General features: G+C 54.4%; 16 protein-coding genes and 1 rRNA gene. 3 read left to right on the top strand and 14 right to left on the bottom strand.

Going from position 1 to position 14,344, the window contains the following annotated elements; all coding sequences use genetic code 11:
- Positions 1-177: ribosomal RNA gene (locus Q0796_RS04440) — 16S ribosomal RNA — on the bottom strand; the annotation flags it as partial.
- 512 nt (positions 178-689) lie between these two features.
- A complete protein-coding gene (gene murI, locus Q0796_RS04445; protein WP_298440597.1) occupies positions 690-1,487 on the bottom strand; it encodes a glutamate racemase in 798 nt (265 codons plus the stop codon).
- A 174-nt stretch (positions 1,488-1,661) separates the two neighbouring features.
- Between murI and trmA the strand changes: the two genes are divergently transcribed.
- Entirely contained in the window at positions 1,662-2,753 is a 1,092-nt protein-coding gene (gene trmA, locus Q0796_RS04450) for a tRNA (uridine(54)-C5)-methyltransferase TrmA (RefSeq protein ID WP_298440598.1), read from the top strand.
- A gap of 56 nt (positions 2,754-2,809) precedes the next feature.
- On the opposite strand, the gene Q0796_RS04455 is transcribed toward trmA, so the two are convergent.
- Both Q0796_RS04455 and fabR read right to left on the bottom strand, forming a co-directional pair.
- A complete protein-coding gene (locus Q0796_RS04455; protein WP_298440600.1) occupies positions 2,810-4,021 on the bottom strand; it encodes an NnrS family protein in 1,212 nt (403 codons plus the stop codon).
- Between the two features lie 144 nt (positions 4,022-4,165).
- A complete protein-coding gene (gene fabR, locus Q0796_RS04460; RefSeq protein WP_298440602.1) occupies positions 4,166-4,798 on the bottom strand; it encodes an HTH-type transcriptional repressor FabR in 633 nt (210 codons plus the stop codon).
- A 138-nt stretch (positions 4,799-4,936) separates the two neighbouring features.
- Between fabR and Q0796_RS04465 the strand changes: the two genes are divergently transcribed.
- Complete coding sequence (locus tag Q0796_RS04465) at positions 4,937-6,049, top strand: fatty acid desaturase (RefSeq protein ID WP_298440604.1); 1,113 nt, start codon at positions 4,937-4,939, stop codon at positions 6,047-6,049.
- 106 nt (positions 6,050-6,155) lie between these two features.
- The gene (mnmH, locus tag Q0796_RS04470) at positions 6,156-7,247 is read left to right on the top strand and encodes a tRNA 2-selenouridine(34) synthase MnmH (RefSeq protein WP_298440605.1); all 1,092 of its coding nucleotides are present in this window, start codon (positions 6,156-6,158) and stop codon (positions 7,245-7,247) included.
- A gap of 70 nt (positions 7,248-7,317) precedes the next feature.
- Here the strand turns inward: mnmH and cysQ are convergent, their stop codons facing one another.
- The 10 genes from cysQ to gspG form a co-directional block, all read right to left on the bottom strand.
- Positions 7,318-8,127, bottom strand: a complete 810-nt coding sequence (gene cysQ, locus Q0796_RS04475) for a 3'(2'),5'-bisphosphate nucleotidase CysQ (RefSeq protein WP_298440606.1) — start codon at positions 8,125-8,127, stop codon at positions 7,318-7,320.
- A 29-nt stretch (positions 8,128-8,156) separates the two neighbouring features.
- Complete coding sequence (gene nudE / locus Q0796_RS04480; RefSeq protein ID WP_298440609.1) at positions 8,157-8,708, bottom strand: ADP compounds hydrolase NudE; 552 nt, start codon at positions 8,706-8,708, stop codon at positions 8,157-8,159.
- A gap of 90 nt (positions 8,709-8,798) precedes the next feature.
- Positions 8,799-9,560, bottom strand: a complete 762-nt coding sequence (locus Q0796_RS04485; protein ID WP_298440611.1) for a type II secretion system protein N — start codon at positions 9,558-9,560, stop codon at positions 8,799-8,801.
- Positions 9,561-9,572: 12 nt separating this feature from the next.
- Positions 9,573-10,067 (bottom strand): type II secretion system protein M, encoded by a 495-nt coding sequence (locus Q0796_RS04490; RefSeq protein WP_298440613.1) that lies wholly within the window; start codon positions 10,065-10,067, stop codon positions 9,573-9,575.
- The gene (gene gspL / locus Q0796_RS04495) at positions 10,064-11,254 is read right to left on the bottom strand and encodes a type II secretion system protein GspL (protein WP_298440615.1); all 1,191 of its coding nucleotides are present in this window, start codon (positions 11,252-11,254) and stop codon (positions 10,064-10,066) included. Before gspL ends, Q0796_RS04490 begins: the two co-directional genes overlap by 4 nt.
- Positions 11,251-12,246, bottom strand: coding sequence for a type II secretion system minor pseudopilin GspK (gene gspK / locus Q0796_RS04500; protein WP_298440617.1), 996 nt, complete (start codon positions 12,244-12,246; stop codon positions 11,251-11,253). Before gspK ends, gspL begins: the two co-directional genes overlap by 4 nt.
- A complete protein-coding gene (gspJ, locus tag Q0796_RS04505) occupies positions 12,243-12,938 on the bottom strand; it encodes a type II secretion system minor pseudopilin GspJ (RefSeq protein ID WP_298440619.1) in 696 nt (231 codons plus the stop codon). The genes gspK and gspJ overlap by 4 nt, the downstream gene beginning before the upstream one ends.
- A complete protein-coding gene (gene gspI / locus Q0796_RS04510) occupies positions 12,919-13,290 on the bottom strand; it encodes a type II secretion system minor pseudopilin GspI (protein WP_298440620.1) in 372 nt (123 codons plus the stop codon). The genes gspJ and gspI overlap by 20 nt, the downstream gene beginning before the upstream one ends.
- Positions 13,287-13,892 carry a type II secretion system minor pseudopilin GspH gene (gene gspH, locus Q0796_RS04515; RefSeq protein ID WP_298440622.1) on the bottom strand — a complete coding sequence of 202 codons (606 nt, stop codon included), beginning with the start codon at positions 13,890-13,892 and terminating at the stop codon, positions 13,287-13,289. The genes gspI and gspH overlap by 4 nt, the downstream gene beginning before the upstream one ends.
- Entirely contained in the window at positions 13,892-14,335 is a 444-nt protein-coding gene (gene gspG / locus Q0796_RS04520) for a type II secretion system major pseudopilin GspG (RefSeq protein ID WP_298440625.1), read from the bottom strand. The genes gspH and gspG overlap by 1 nt, the downstream gene beginning before the upstream one ends.
- Positions 14,336-14,344: the final 9 nt, after the last annotated feature.

Consider the following 14,344-nt stretch of genomic DNA (forward strand, 5'->3'; position numbering starts at 1 on the left):
AGTCGTTTCCAACTGTTGTCCCCCTCGACTGGGCAAATTCCTAAGCATTACTCACCCGTCCGCCGCTCGACGCCCAGTAAATCATCCGAAGAGTCAATACTGTCGTTTCCGCTCGACTTGCATGTGTTAGGCCTGCCGCCAGCGTTCAATCTGAGCCATGATCAAACTCTTCAATTAAAGATTTGATTTTTTGTCCGACTTAAAAAGCCAGACACTCAATGAATACTGAATTTCGTATAGTCACTCAGTAAAATTGAGAAATGATGATTTCTCTATTCCACGTGAGTGCCCACACAGATTGTCTGATAAATTGTTAAAGAGCGGCTCTTGCGAGCGTTGCTTCGTTGCCGAAGCGAGGTGCGTATAATACGCTTTCCTCAGTGACCGTCAAGCAGAAAGTTGAACTTTCTTTTTCGGCCAAACTTCATGTTTTAAGCGTTTCGGCTTAAGGTTTGAAGCGGAGCGCCATTTTAGCCAGTTAAGTTAGCAAGTCAAGGAGTTATCCGAGAAGTTAACTGAGTGGCTGACGCCGTATCAACCGTTGCTGCATCAGCGTTTGCTGTGCTGCCCCGTCGACAGGAAGCGCATTATAGAGACTGACTGAGCTGGCGCAAGCGCAATATGCAATAAACCGTTCGACCGCTTAGTTTTGCGTCAGTGTGAACAAAGAGCCAACGATAAGGTGCATTTTAAGCGTTAAACAGCCGACATTGACTGAAGCCGAGCTTCTGCAGTTGTTGCTGCAACGCCACATTAGGCGCAGAGCCAGTATAGAAGAACTGATTGGTTTTGCTGGCAACCGTTGAAGAATTTACTGCCATAGTCGTTGGCAGTTGATCCTCTACTCGGCGTGCCACCGCCACCCCTGAATCCACCAGCTGCACTTGCTCACCTAAGACTGCCGTTAATTCATCGGCAAGCAGTGGAAAGTGGGTACACCCCAGTACGATGGTATCGGGCATCGTACGTGCGTGGATAAAGGGCATTAGGATCTGCTGCAGTTGCTGCCGATTTACCGTTTGCCCTGACAGCTTGCATTCAGCCAACTGCACCAACTCGCTGGTGCCGATCCGCAATACCTCACAATCACTCGCATGGGCCTTGATCAGCTCATTGGTGTATTGGCGCTGGATTGTGCCGGGTGTGGCCAGTAACCCCACCACCTTATTTGTGGTCAGTTGTGCCGCCGGTTTCACGGCCGGTACAACGCCAACCACCGGCACTGATATTTGCTGGCGCAAAGCAGCAAGCACTAAGGTGCTGGCACTATTACAAGCGATCACCACCAAGCTAATGTCGTGTTCGGCAAGAAACCTTTGGATCAACGACACGCAGCCATTGATCAATTGCGGTTCTGACAGCTCACCATAAGGGAAGCGCTGATTGTCTGCGAGGTAGTGGATAGTGAGTTCCGGCAGACGTTGGGTAATGTGGTGCTGAATCGATAAGCCGCCGATCCCAGAGTCAAACAGTAATATGGACGCCATAACCCCTAAACACAGTCTTGGTTGCAGGTGGCTGCCAGCAATTGCAGACAAACCACGGTAAAATAGAGGGGCAATTCTCACATAGCTGCCCAGATCCACCAAGAGATCTGGACTTGTGCGCCGCTGTGGTTAGAATTTGCCCCCTTTACGATTACCCTCGCTTCGGAGAACCCCATGGATCTGTCTGCTCTTGATCCCAGTCAGTATGAGTCGCAATTGGCGACCAAATGCGAGCGCATGCGCGAGCTGTTTGCCGATTACGCTACCCCAGAACTGCAAGTGTTCCGCTCCGAACCGCAACATTACCGAATGCGTGCTGAGTTTCGGATCTGGCACGACGGCGATGATCTGAACTACGTGATGTTCGACAAAGCCGCGCAAGCGCGAGTGGCCGTCACTCAGTTCTTGCCAGCCAGTGCCCTGATCAACGAATACATGTTGAAGCTGCGCGAGGCGTTACTGCCCAACCCAGCACTGCGCTTTAAATTGTTTCAGGTCGATTTTTTATCGACCTTAAGCGGCGAGTTGGTGATCAGCTTGCTGTATCACCGCCAGCTGGATGCAGCGTGGGAAACCGAGATCAACAAGTTGCGTGCGGCTTGGGGTAATAAAGTGTCCTTTATTGGCCGCGCCCGTAAGCAAAAAATCATGGTTGATCGCGATTACGCCGATGAAGTACTGCACGTACACGGCCAGCCGTACCACTATCGCCAAATCGAAAACAGCTTTACCCAACCCAATGGCAAAGTGGCTGAGCAGATGTTGGAGTGGGCGGTAGATGCCACCCGCAATAGCGATGGGGATCTGTTGGAACTGTACTGTGGCAGCGGTAATTTCTCGCTGGCATTGGCGCAAAACTTCGAGCGGGTGTTGGCTACCGAGCTTGCCAAACCGTCGGTTGAGGCGGCGCAACACAACATTGCTAAGAACAACATCGATAACGTCACCATTATCCGCATGTCAGCAGAAGACTTTACCGACGCCATGAATGGCGTGCGCGAGTTCAACCGCTTGAAAGGCATCGATCTGCACGCGTTTAACTGCAACACCATCTTTGTTGATCCACCACGCGCCGGTCTGGACAGCGAAACCGAGAAGATGGTGCAAGGCTACGAACGGATCCTCTACATCTCTTGCAATCCAGAGACGTTGCTAGAGAACATGAAGACTTTGGGGCAAACCCACAACATCACCCAATTGGCGTTGTTTGATCAGTTCCCCTACACCCACCATATGGAAGCCGGTGTCTTGCTCGAGCGCAAATAACCCTGCGCGAGAACAACAAAACCCGCCAATTGGCGGGTTTTGTGTTTTTACGGAACTTATCCCGGACGGCCATCTTTGCGAGGCCGAGATAAGATCCCGGCGTAATGCCACAAGAACATCCCAAAAGCCCCGCACCATAGCAGCGCGGCTAACCAGTGCCAGCTGGCCGTTTGAGCCGGATCAGACAATGGCAAAATGGTTCGCACCAGTGCCGCCGCCGCAATCATCAAAAACGCCGGTGCCATGTTGGGCCCTTGGTAGATGTTATGACCGGTATGCCCCAAAGAGACACGGCTGATCATTGCCAAGCAGACGCCCGCCATGGTGCCAATAGCAAAAAGGTGCATCAGCTGGCGCTCTAACAACGGGTTATCGGCGTAGTACGCCATCAGCAGCAGCGTAATTGGCAAGAAGAGGTAACTCAGGTGCAAAGACCACAGCAGCGGGATCTTCAGGGTTTTAAGCGGATACCAGCGTGCCAAGCGGATCAGTTGCAACACCCCAGCCACCGCTAAGATCAGCGCCTTAGGTAGGTGACCCAGAAACGGCAGCAGCGAGTTAACCAGCAACACCACCAGTAACAGCGGCAGTGTCCATTCCAATAATGGCAACGGTGGTCGCTTTTCCACTTTTAAGCGAGTGGCGGTGAAGAACGGGATCACGCGGCCACCCATTACCGTAATGATCAAGGCCAACCACCAGATCATCCCTTGCCAGATCTGCAAACTGAACGACAAGTTATGGTTAGCCAAGGCCCAGTAGCTGAGCATGTTGATCCCCGCCGCCACCAGCATCATTACCGGAAAGACAAAATTACGCCATTGGCGCACTTTACTCATGACCAGCGCCAGCTTTAACGCCACCGCAAGTAGGAACGCGCAATCTAACGACGCCGGCACCCACAACGGCACCAAATCTGGCAGCATCAACGTTAACCGCGCTAAAGCCCACAGGCTCACCACCATCGCAAGCTGAGTGCCTTTTAACCCTGGCTGGCTGGTCCAATTTTGCGATGCGGTGAGCAGGAAGCCCGCCACTACTGCCATGGCAAAGCCAAACAGCATTTCGTGGGGGTGCCACCACAGAGGCACCACTTTAGCCCAAAACTGTTGCCCGAATGGGCTGAACTGCGGGTGATACCAGCTCAATAACCACAGCGGGATCGCAACCAGCGCCCACACGGCAGCCAGCAAAAAGAAGGGGCGAAAACCCAAACGCAGTAACGCGGGGGTGCGCTCGACGGCTTTGGGATCATCGATGTTCAACATAAGTTGCATCCTAAATGCATCATTTGATGCAAACTGTACTCAGTTAGCCAAGGCAGATCCACAGCCGAGATCTCACTTTGCCACTTTAGTGAGCGTTATCTCGTCCATCCCCCTTCAGTTAGTACAGTGGTTGCCGCCATCACGTTAACTTGAGCCGATGCGCTGCTCAAAACGCTTACTGTTAGGCAGTGTTTCGCCACCGACAGACAACATCGCAACTTGCAAAATCAGCCGTTCAGTTAAAGCCTTCCGCTCTTTACGGTTCATGTCTAGCGCTTCGGAACCCGAGGCGAACACCAACACCACCATCGCTTCGGCTTGGGCGTAAGCTAAACGTGGATCCATGCTGTCGCGATCAATGAAGAAATCGGTGAGCTCGTCGGTGAAATGACGGATCTCGCGATTTACCGCCGCACGAAACGCGGCAGAGGTGCCGCTGCGCTCCCGCAGTAACAGTCGAAATACGTTGGGGTGCTCATCAATGAATTCCATGAAAATCTGGATAGACGCACTGATGATGCTGCCACCTTGCTCTGCCCGCTGTCGCCCTTTACGCATCAGCTGGCGCAGCGTTAAGCCGCCTTCATCCACCATGGTTAAGCCTAGCTCTTCCATGTCTTTAAAGTGGCGATAGAAGGAGGTTGGCGCTATGCCTGCTTCTCGCGCAACTTCGCGCAAACTCAAGCTAGAGAAACTACGCTCAGCACTTAATTGGTTAAATGCCGCATCCACCAAGGCGCGGCGGGTTTTTTCTTTCTGTTGTGCTCGGATTCCCATGGGCCACCACCTAAACTTAAAACAGCCCGATAGTATCGCTATCTCAGTAAATTTGCAGCCAAGGAGCTTATCGCGCTTGCAAATTGATAACGATTCACGAAAATGGCTAACAGTTGTAAGCTGAAAGATTTATCACGGATGAACAAAAACAAACCTGTATTGTGGCTCAATAACATCGTGCTGTTTGGCACCTTAATCATCGCCCTCACCGCCGTACCTTGGTATGGCTTCGAACACGGCTATGCTGGCTCACTCTGGATCGCGGCCTTCCTGTTTTGGGGTTGGAGCGGCCTGTCGATCACCGCAGGCTACCACCGCCTGTGGTCGCACCGTGCGTGGCAAGCCCACCCACTGTTGCAGTGGGTCTTTGCCATTGGTGGCGCCATGGCGATGCAAAACACCATTATCCATTGGTGCAGTGATCACCGCGTACACCACAAGCACGTCGACAACAACGATCGCGATCCCTACTCCGCTGGCCGTGGCTTTTGGTTCAGCCACATGGGTTGGTTATTGCGGGATCACGGCTTAAGTGAAGCCGAGCCCAGCAACGTTCGCGATCTGCAAAAGAACCCCATTGTGATGTTCCAGCATCGCCATTACATCGCGCTGGCACTCGGCACAAACATTGCCCTGCCCTTACTGGTTGGCGCCCTATTAGGTGATGCCTTGGGCGGCTTACTGTTGATTGGTTTTTTACGGGTCGTGATTGTCCATCACGGCACCTTCTTCATTAATTCCCTAGCCCACATTTGGGGCAACCAGCCGTACAGCGATGCCCATAGCTCGAAAGACAACGGCGTATTGGCACTGTTCACCTTTGGCGAGGGTTACCACAATTTCCACCACACCTTCGAGTATGACTACCGTAACGGCATCAAGTGGTGGCACTTCGATCCAACCAAGTGGCTGATCCAGCTGTCGAGCAAATTCGGGCTGGCCAGCGGCTTACGCCAAACCCCACAAGATCGCATTGAAACCGCCAAATTGAAGATGCAACTGCGCGCCAGCCAATTGCGCTGCGCCAGTAACCAGCAAGCCGCAGAGATGCTGGCCACCTTAGAGCTGGAATATGAACAGCTGCTGCAACGGTTGCAAACCTACTACGGAGAAAAGCAACGGCTGCTGAAAGTGAACAAACACAAGCTGGATCGTAAGGCACGACAGCAGCTGAAAGAGTTACGCCAATCGATGCAACAGCAGCAGCGACAGTGGCAACAGCTGCGACAGCAATTGCACGCGATGGCGTGATCCTGCCAACAGCGCTGACCTTTCCTCTATTCTCTGGGCGCTGGCCTTTGCTACTATCGACCGCGGCGAGTATTGTACTCGCCGCTTTTTCTTTGCTGAGTAGCCCATGTCGAACACCATAGCGCCCGCCGAATACCTGCCCTTACTGCTCAACCAAACTCCGATCATCGATCTGCGTGCGCCGGTGGAGTATCGTAAAGGTACCTTGCCCGGTGGGATCAGCCTGCCTCTGATGAACGACTCAGAGCGGGGCAAAATTGGCCACTGCTATAAGCACAAAGGCCAGCAAGCGGCCATCGCGCTGGGCCATCAGTTGGTCAGTGGCGACATTAAAACAGCGCGAGTGCAAGCGTGGGCCGAGCAAGTTGCTGCCCAGCCAGACACCGTTCTGTGCTGTTTTCGTGGCGGCATGCGAAGCCAAATCAGCCAACAGTGGTTAGCCGCCGCAGGTCACGATCGCCCTTACATTGAAGGCGGCTACAAAGCGGTACGACACTATCTGATCAGTGAAACCGAACGCGTTGCCAGCAGCAGCGATCTGATCATCGTGTCCGGCATGACCGGCAGCGGCAAAACCGATTTCCTCAATGAACGGCGCGACAGCGTTGATTTAGAAGGTCTGGCCAATCACCGCGGTTCCAGCTTCGGCCGTATGCTGACCGAGCAACCCAGCCAAATCGATTTTGAAAACCAACTGGCATTGGCGTTGATCCGTCACAACCGACAGCAACCAAAGTTGCTGCTGGAAGATGAAAGCCGCTTAATTGGCCGAGAATCGTTGCCACTGGAACTGTTTAACCAGATGAAGCTGGCGCCCAAGGTGATTTTGCAACGCACCAATGCCGAGCGAGTTGAACAAACCTTAAAAGATTACGTCACCAGTAAGCTGCAAGAATACCTCGCGCGGGATGGCGAAGAAGCGGGTTGGCTCGCCTTTAGTGATTACCTGCTCAGCAGCCTAGAGCGGGTACAAAAACGCTTAGGGCAGGTACGTTATCAACAGCTGCGTGAGCAGATGCAAACCGCCATCAGCGCCCAGCAGGCCCGAGGCGACTTAGATGGCCACCGCAACTGGATTGAAACCATGCTGCTGGATTACTACGATCCGATGTACCACTACCAGCGCAGTAAATCGTCGGCGCCAGTGCTGTTTCAAGGCAACTGGCAAGAGCTGCATCAATTCTTAGATCAGCGTTAATTGCGCCGCTGAACCAACAAGGCCGCTTCATTAAGCGGCCTTGTTGTAGCAAACATCGGTGGGTAAGCCGTTACGCCGGCGGCAAAATATCACGCCACGGCAACTGCTGCGATCCCAGCACCATGTAATTGGGGTTCTCTAGGCTTTCGCGTTCGTTGTAGCTCAGAGGCTGATACAACGTATCAACAATCACCCCGCCCGCTTCCGCGACCACGCATTGTGATGCGCCGGTATCCCACTCGCCCGTAGGCCCTAAGCGCAGGTAACAATCGGCTTCACCTTCAGCCACCATGCAGCTTTTAAGGGAGGCACTGCCAAAGGGCACCAGATCGTAGTTCCAATGATCGTTTAAGCGCGCCAAGATGCTTTCGCGACGCTGACGACGAGAGACTGCGATCTTAAGATTTTCATCGGCGGCAACACTGCGACTATGAATGGCCACAGTGTGGTCGTTAACGCGCTTGAAGGCGCCGTGGCCACGGGTCGCGAAGTAACACACCTTGGACACCGGAGCGTAAATCACCCCCATGATCGGCACACCCTCTTCAATCAGGGCGATGTTAACCGCAAAATCACCGCTGCCAGCAATGAATTCTTGGGTGCCGTCTAAGGGATCGATCAGCCAATAGCGTTGCCAGTTACGGCGCTGGGCAAAGGGAATGTCGGCGTCTTCCTCCGACAGGATCGGGATCTCCGGCGCCAACGCCGCTAAAGCGTGAATAATGTATTGATGGGCGGCCAGATCAGCACTGGTCACCGGGGTATTGTCGGATTTGGTCAGCTCTTCAAACTGACCATTTTCGTAAATTTCGAGAATTTTAGTACCCGCGGTTGTCGCGATGGCGATAACCGGTTCAAGCAAGGATTGCAGGCGACTCACTCCACACCACCTTAAAACTACTGCAACTTCTATCTATCCAGTTTCAAACGCTTGCGCGCTAAAAACAAGGCCGTAATCGATCGAGACTCAGAAAAATCGCTCTGCGCTAACAAACCGTCGATATCTGCGATGGGCCATTTCACCACTTCTAGTGGTTCTGGCTCGTCCCCTTGCAAACGACTTGGGTACAGATCTTGGGCCAAGAAGATATCCATCTTGCTGGAAAAATAGCTGGGGGCTAACGCCACCTGTTGCAACGGCTGCAGTGTTCGAGCGCCGTAGCCGATCTCTTCTTGTAACTCACGGTTGGCGGCGTCCGCTGCGACCTCACCGGGATCAATCAATCCTTTCGGGAAGCCTAGTTCATAACTGTGGGTTCCGGCGGCGTACTCGCGCACCAGCAGCATGTGCTCGGCATCAATCATCGGCACCACCATCACCGCACCGCTGCTGCCGCCTCGCATCCGTTCATAGGTGCGGCGCTCGCCATTGCTAAAGCGCAGCTCCAATTGCTCCACTTTAAACAAGCGACTTTGCGCCACCAGCTGGTTGGAAAGGATCTCCGGTTTTTCTGCGCTCATGCTGCCTGCCTTAGCTGATGAGTGTTCACTTAGGGTGGGTGCCAATGCGGCATTCACCAATGATAAAACGCCGCCGCATCGACGTCACCGTTACAAACCCGGAATGGCGCCACTGTAATTCAGAGGATAAGCACCGCTGGCGTCTGGCTTACCAATAAAGCTTAACGCTTGGCGGAGACTATCGGGCTGGCCCTCGGTTTCGCGGATGGTGGCGTTCACCTGCACCTGGTTATTCGCCAGTAGGCGCAGCTCGCCATTAACCCCAATGCGGTTCTCAGCCTGATCCACCTGCACCACCACTTGCCCTTGCTGACAACCTAAGTTGGCGGCAATGTTGCCCAGCGGGTAGGCACCAAACTGGTTGTTTACATCCAATTGCTCCAGCAGCAGCCGTCCTTGCAGTTGCTCACACCAAGGCAGCCCCTGCGCTAACGTGCGTAGGTTTAAGGTCACGCCACCGGCTAAGCGGGTGCGTAAAGGCAAACGTTGCTTGCCCACCAACCACGGCAGCGGCGCTTGTAAACGCAGCCCCTGTGCCTGTAAGCCAGCCAAGCCGTACTGCACATGGCCTTTGCCCTGCACAACGGCGCCATCAATGCTGAGATCCAGGGCAACATTGCCGCCCAGTAAGGCACTGGGGATCAGATCCCAGCTCAGCTGTTCCAATTCTCGTCCCGCCACCTTGGCGTAGCCGATTTTCCCTTGCCATAACGAACCTGAGATCTCGCTTAGCTGCACCTGTTTTGGTTTGTTTGGCAACAGCTGCCAGATCCACGCCGCAGGGGTGTTGATCAGTAAAAAGAAACTAAAGATCACCGCCCCAATCAGGCTGTATTTTACTGCTTGTTTCACCGTGGCTCTCCGTTACGGCTTGGTCAGTTGCAAGCGACGAATTTGCACTAGGCCGGATTCGTCGGTGGCGCTGAGATCCAGTGCATTGATCTGCACCCCTTGGCCGTTCAATTCCGCTAACCAACCCATCAAGCGGTCAAATTCAGCGTCTTCCAACCACAGTTGTAATTTATCGCCCTGAGGCTGCATCCGCTCAATCACCAAACGGTTGGCTTTGGCGCTGCGGCTGGCCAGTTGGCTTAAGCTGCCACGAACTGCTGGCGCCTGCCCTTGCGTTTGGCCACCTTGGCTCACATAGCGGTTGGCATTTTGCTTTACTTGCGCCAACGCCTTGGTTTCGGCCACCACCTGTTTTTGTGCCAGCTCAAGGGATTGTTGTAATGGCTGCCATAGGCCCCAGTAAAAGATCGCCACCAACAGCAGTGGCCCAGCCACCGCCATCAGTCGACGTTCTTGGTCGGTGCGATCCAGCCAAAATTGCTGCAGTTGTTGCAGGTATGCGTTCATCCTTTGGCCCTCACCGTTAGGGTGCCGCTGACGCCATTGTCGTCGTTATTCAGGGCACCGGTTTGTACGGTAAATTGTTGTTTTACGCTGTCGCTGAACTGCTCAATTTGAGCAAAGTCTTTGCCGCTGAGCTGCAAGCGGATCTCGCCACGGCTGGCATCAAAGCGTAACCCTTGCGGCTTTACTTCGGGGCTGGCTTGGAAGCTGGGCTGCAGCTGCTTAAGCATCGCAAACAGCTCGGTGCTGCCACCGCCGCCGCCGAGGCTACGCACCTTGGCTTGCAGTTGGCTGCGTGGGTTAACAATCCGCTTTTCATTTGGGAACAAGCCACGGTAGATGCGCTCTTGCTCGGCGCGCAGCTCCGCTCGCTGCTGTTGCAGCTGATTGATCTGCAAACCGCTGTTCACCATGGTCAGCAGCAATAGCACCGAAGCAGCAATGCCCACCTTGGCCCACAGTTTCACGGCGTTTCCCAACTCTTTGCTGGGCGCGTAGGGCCCGCTTAATAAGCTGATTGGGGCCTTGGTGAACCCCGCTGCCAACTGCTGCATCGGCAGCTCTAACGCTTGTTCAACGCCTTCCACCCCAGCAGGCAATGCCAGCGGGGTAAACAGCGCCCACGGCTGGGCGCCATCATCCCGATTGGTCCCCAGCAGGCCGAGCCATTCTGGATCGATCACCTCTCCGGCCATCTCGCCTCGACGCAGCAGCAACTGCGATTCCAGCTGCAACAGCGACAGTTCGGTTTCAGCCACTCGAGGCAGCGCCAAAATGTCTGGCACCATGCGGGTGCAAGGCAACTCGGCGGCTTCTAACCACTGCTGCCATTGTTTGATTTGTTGATGCCGCACAACCGCCACGGGCACCTGATCGCCATAACGCGGGCCAGGCACAAAATGCAGCTCGTCGACGTCATCGGCTAAGGTGTCTTCCAGCATAAATGGCAGCGCTTTTAATGCTTGGCGCTGCGCTTTCGCGGGAATGGTGACACTGGTAAAGGTGATGGCGCTGCTGTCGACCAGCACTTCCACCGGACGGCCACCGGCGCGTTCCGCTAAGCTGGCCAAGGCGCTGGCGTCGGGCAATACCCCAGAGCTGATCACGCCCTGCTGCTGTTCTGACCAGGTTACCCAAGGGATCGGTTGCTGGGCTTGGCTGCCCAGTCGTACCACCAATCGTTCGCTCACTGTTGGCCTCCAAATTGACGGCTGACCACGGTGAGTTTGTCACCGCTGTCCCGTCGCAACACGCTTTCTAATCGAAACACCGCGGTATCGGTTTTGGCACCGCCACGGAGTCGGAAATATTTACTGTCGAGCACCAAGGTGGATTTTACCTTGCTGTTCAAATCATTCAGCCGCTGCATAGTGCCTTCGGCCCAAAAATCTTCAATGGTTTCCCAGCCATCGGCCGGACGTGCATTCAGCACATCTTGCGCCTCTTCGTTGCTGAGCTTGCCTTCGAGCATACCCACCAACAACTGTGGTTCAGCTGGATCTAAGGTGTTGACGTTCAACAGCTGCCGGTCGTTGCCAGGGATGGCACAAATGCGATCCTCTAAGAACTGATACAGTTTGGCCGACACCCCCAACACTGCACGCACTTCACTGTGGTGTTGCATCAGTTGGTTTGGGGCTTGATAGGGGTAGGCACGCCCCTGATATTCCGGGTTTTCGGCGCCGTAACTGCCGGCGGTGTCGTTGTCGCTATCGACAAAGTCTCGCACTCGATCCGCCATCATCTCGGCGCTATAGGCATCAAGCTCATAAGCTTCGAGCATCGCAATCAGCTGCCGTGCGGGCAATGGCGCTTGATAAGGATCTTGCTGCTTTTCCTCATCCGTTAACCCTTGCGATAACGCATTCAGATTAAAGCAGCTGCGCATGTCGCTAATCGACCCCGCAATGGTGCCGTTATCCACCGGATAAACCACATCAGCGGTGGCCCAATATTGCTGCAGATGGATGGTGCCATCGGCGTCGTCAAAATCTTGCTTGAGCACCCGCTTGGTTAACGCTTCGGATGCCAGCGCATACCAGTAGGCTTGCTCTTGGTTGTTCAGGTTAATGGTGCGCCGCAGTGATAAATAGCTGCGGCTGCTCATGCCCGCGGCAATGGTGGCCATAATGGCCACCACCAGCAGTACCGTCAGTAACGCAACTCCCCGTTGTGGCCTCATCCGTTGCCACTCCCGTTGTTATTGCTGTTGTTATTGCCGTTATTGCCTGTGCCTTCTTGTTGCTCAGACTCGTCGCTGCTGCCCACGCCATCGGCCAGCAAAATGTGGCGGCGGATTTTGCCCAAGTCGGCCAGTTCAATCTCTACCGCGACCGCTTGCGGAAATTGTTGACCATCGGTTTGCGTTACCCAGCTGCCGTCGATGTAAAAAGCGAATTGCAGATCGAGCACCTCATCCATCAATTCCAGCTCGATCGGCTCTTCCCCTTCCACCGGATCCGGATAGAGGGTGTACAGCCGTTGCAGCTTTTGTTCTCGCAGGCGGTAGATCACCTGCTGCACTGAGCCACGCGGCAACCGGCCTTGGGGGTTTAACCAGCCCAAGCGGTGAAAGCGGATCCCTTGGCCATCGGAGTCGGCGTAGTTGTCGCCATACTCAAACAGTTGGTTGCTGACCTCGCCAAAACTGTTGCGGCTACCACGACCCACCATCTGGCCAAAGTCGCGCTCGATCATGGTCATGGTGCGTTGCAATGATTTCAACCGTTGCTGGCTGGTGCGACTGATCTCGTCGGTTTGAATGGTTTGCTGCAACACGGCGGCGCTGGATAGCGCCAACATGGCAAACACCACCATCGCCATCAGCATCTCAATTAAGGTAAAGCCGCGCTGGTTAGTCGGGGTTAACAACATAGGTCTGCACCTCCGCTAACACGTTGTCGAAGCTGCGATCCAGCGCCACCTGCACTTCAATCATCCGCAGCTCTTCATCGCTGGCTTTCACCACCCGTTGTTGCCAATACCAGGTACGATCGGCCAGTTCGCTGTCGCCTTTTTTGCTGCCTAACTCTGGGAATGGATCGTCCAGCTGAATATCAACCATGCGGTTATGGGCAACGTAGTTCGCTAAAGCACGCTCGGTCAGCAGCGGTCCGTTGCCCAGCTGAATGGTGGCGGTGTTCATCAATGCCAACGCCGCAGTGGCAAAGATGGCCAACGCCACCATCACCTCTAATAGGGTAAAACCTCGGTTGGTGCGCGTCATTGTTGCTCCGCTTCGTGGGCCCAGCGGATCTGGCCAAGGGGATTGCCAATCAGTTCTAAACTGTCGCGGCGGGTGCGGCGATCGACACTTAAAAATTGCAGATTAAAGGCGGTCATCTCGCCCGATGGCAGTAGCAACAATTGCGGCTCTGGCCGCTGTTTTTTCTCTTCGTCGGTTTTTTCAAACAACGATTCATCTAAACCAAATTCAGACTCATCAAGATCTTCATCTTGCGACAGCGGCAGCCCTTCCAGCTGCAGCGACATGGTTAGCCCCTCTGGCAAGCTGCGTTCACGGAACAGCGGATCGCTGTTGCCCATCGCTTCCCAGTCATTGTCATCAAGGTTCCAGCGCGCAAAGAAGTAGCGGTCATCTTCCACCACCACCCCAAACAGCTCGCCGGTTAGCTCAGCCTCTTCCAAGGCCGTGCCAATGACCACGGTAAATTCGTTGCCGTGTTCCAGCACCGTTTCCCGGGTTTTATCGCCGCCCATCACCAAGGTGACCGAAGTGGCTAGGATCCCAATCAAGGTCACCACCAACAACAGCTCTAACAAGGTAAAGCCCCGCTGCTGCGGGGCTTGGCGACAAGCGAAGGCCATTACTGGTAATCGCCAAGGTTGTAGTTGCAGATGTCGTCTTCGTTGCCCAACTGTTGATCTGGCCCAGTACTGCACAGATCAAAACGGCTGACTTCGCCCGGGCTCAGCAACACATAATCACTGCCCCATGGATCGGTAGGCAAACGCTGAATGTAACCGCCGTCTTGGTAGTTACGTGGCTCTGGCGAGATGGATGGGCGCTGCACCAACGCTTCTAAGCCTTGCTCGGTGGTTGGCATGACGCTGTTGTGGGCGTAGTACATCTGCAAGGCGTTCTCGAGACCAGAGATGTCCGCCACGGCTTTTTGCACGTTGGCGCGATCACGGTTACCCAAAATGTTTGGTGCCACCAATGAAGCCAATACGCCGATGATCACCAGTACCATCATCACTTCCAGCAGAGTAAAACCGCGCTGGCGACGGTTCAGGTTAGACCTTTTCATTGCTTAATT

This window comes from uncultured Ferrimonas sp., assembly GCF_947489035.1.
In the GTDB taxonomy this organism is placed as follows: Bacteria; Pseudomonadota; Gammaproteobacteria; order Enterobacterales; family Shewanellaceae; genus Ferrimonas.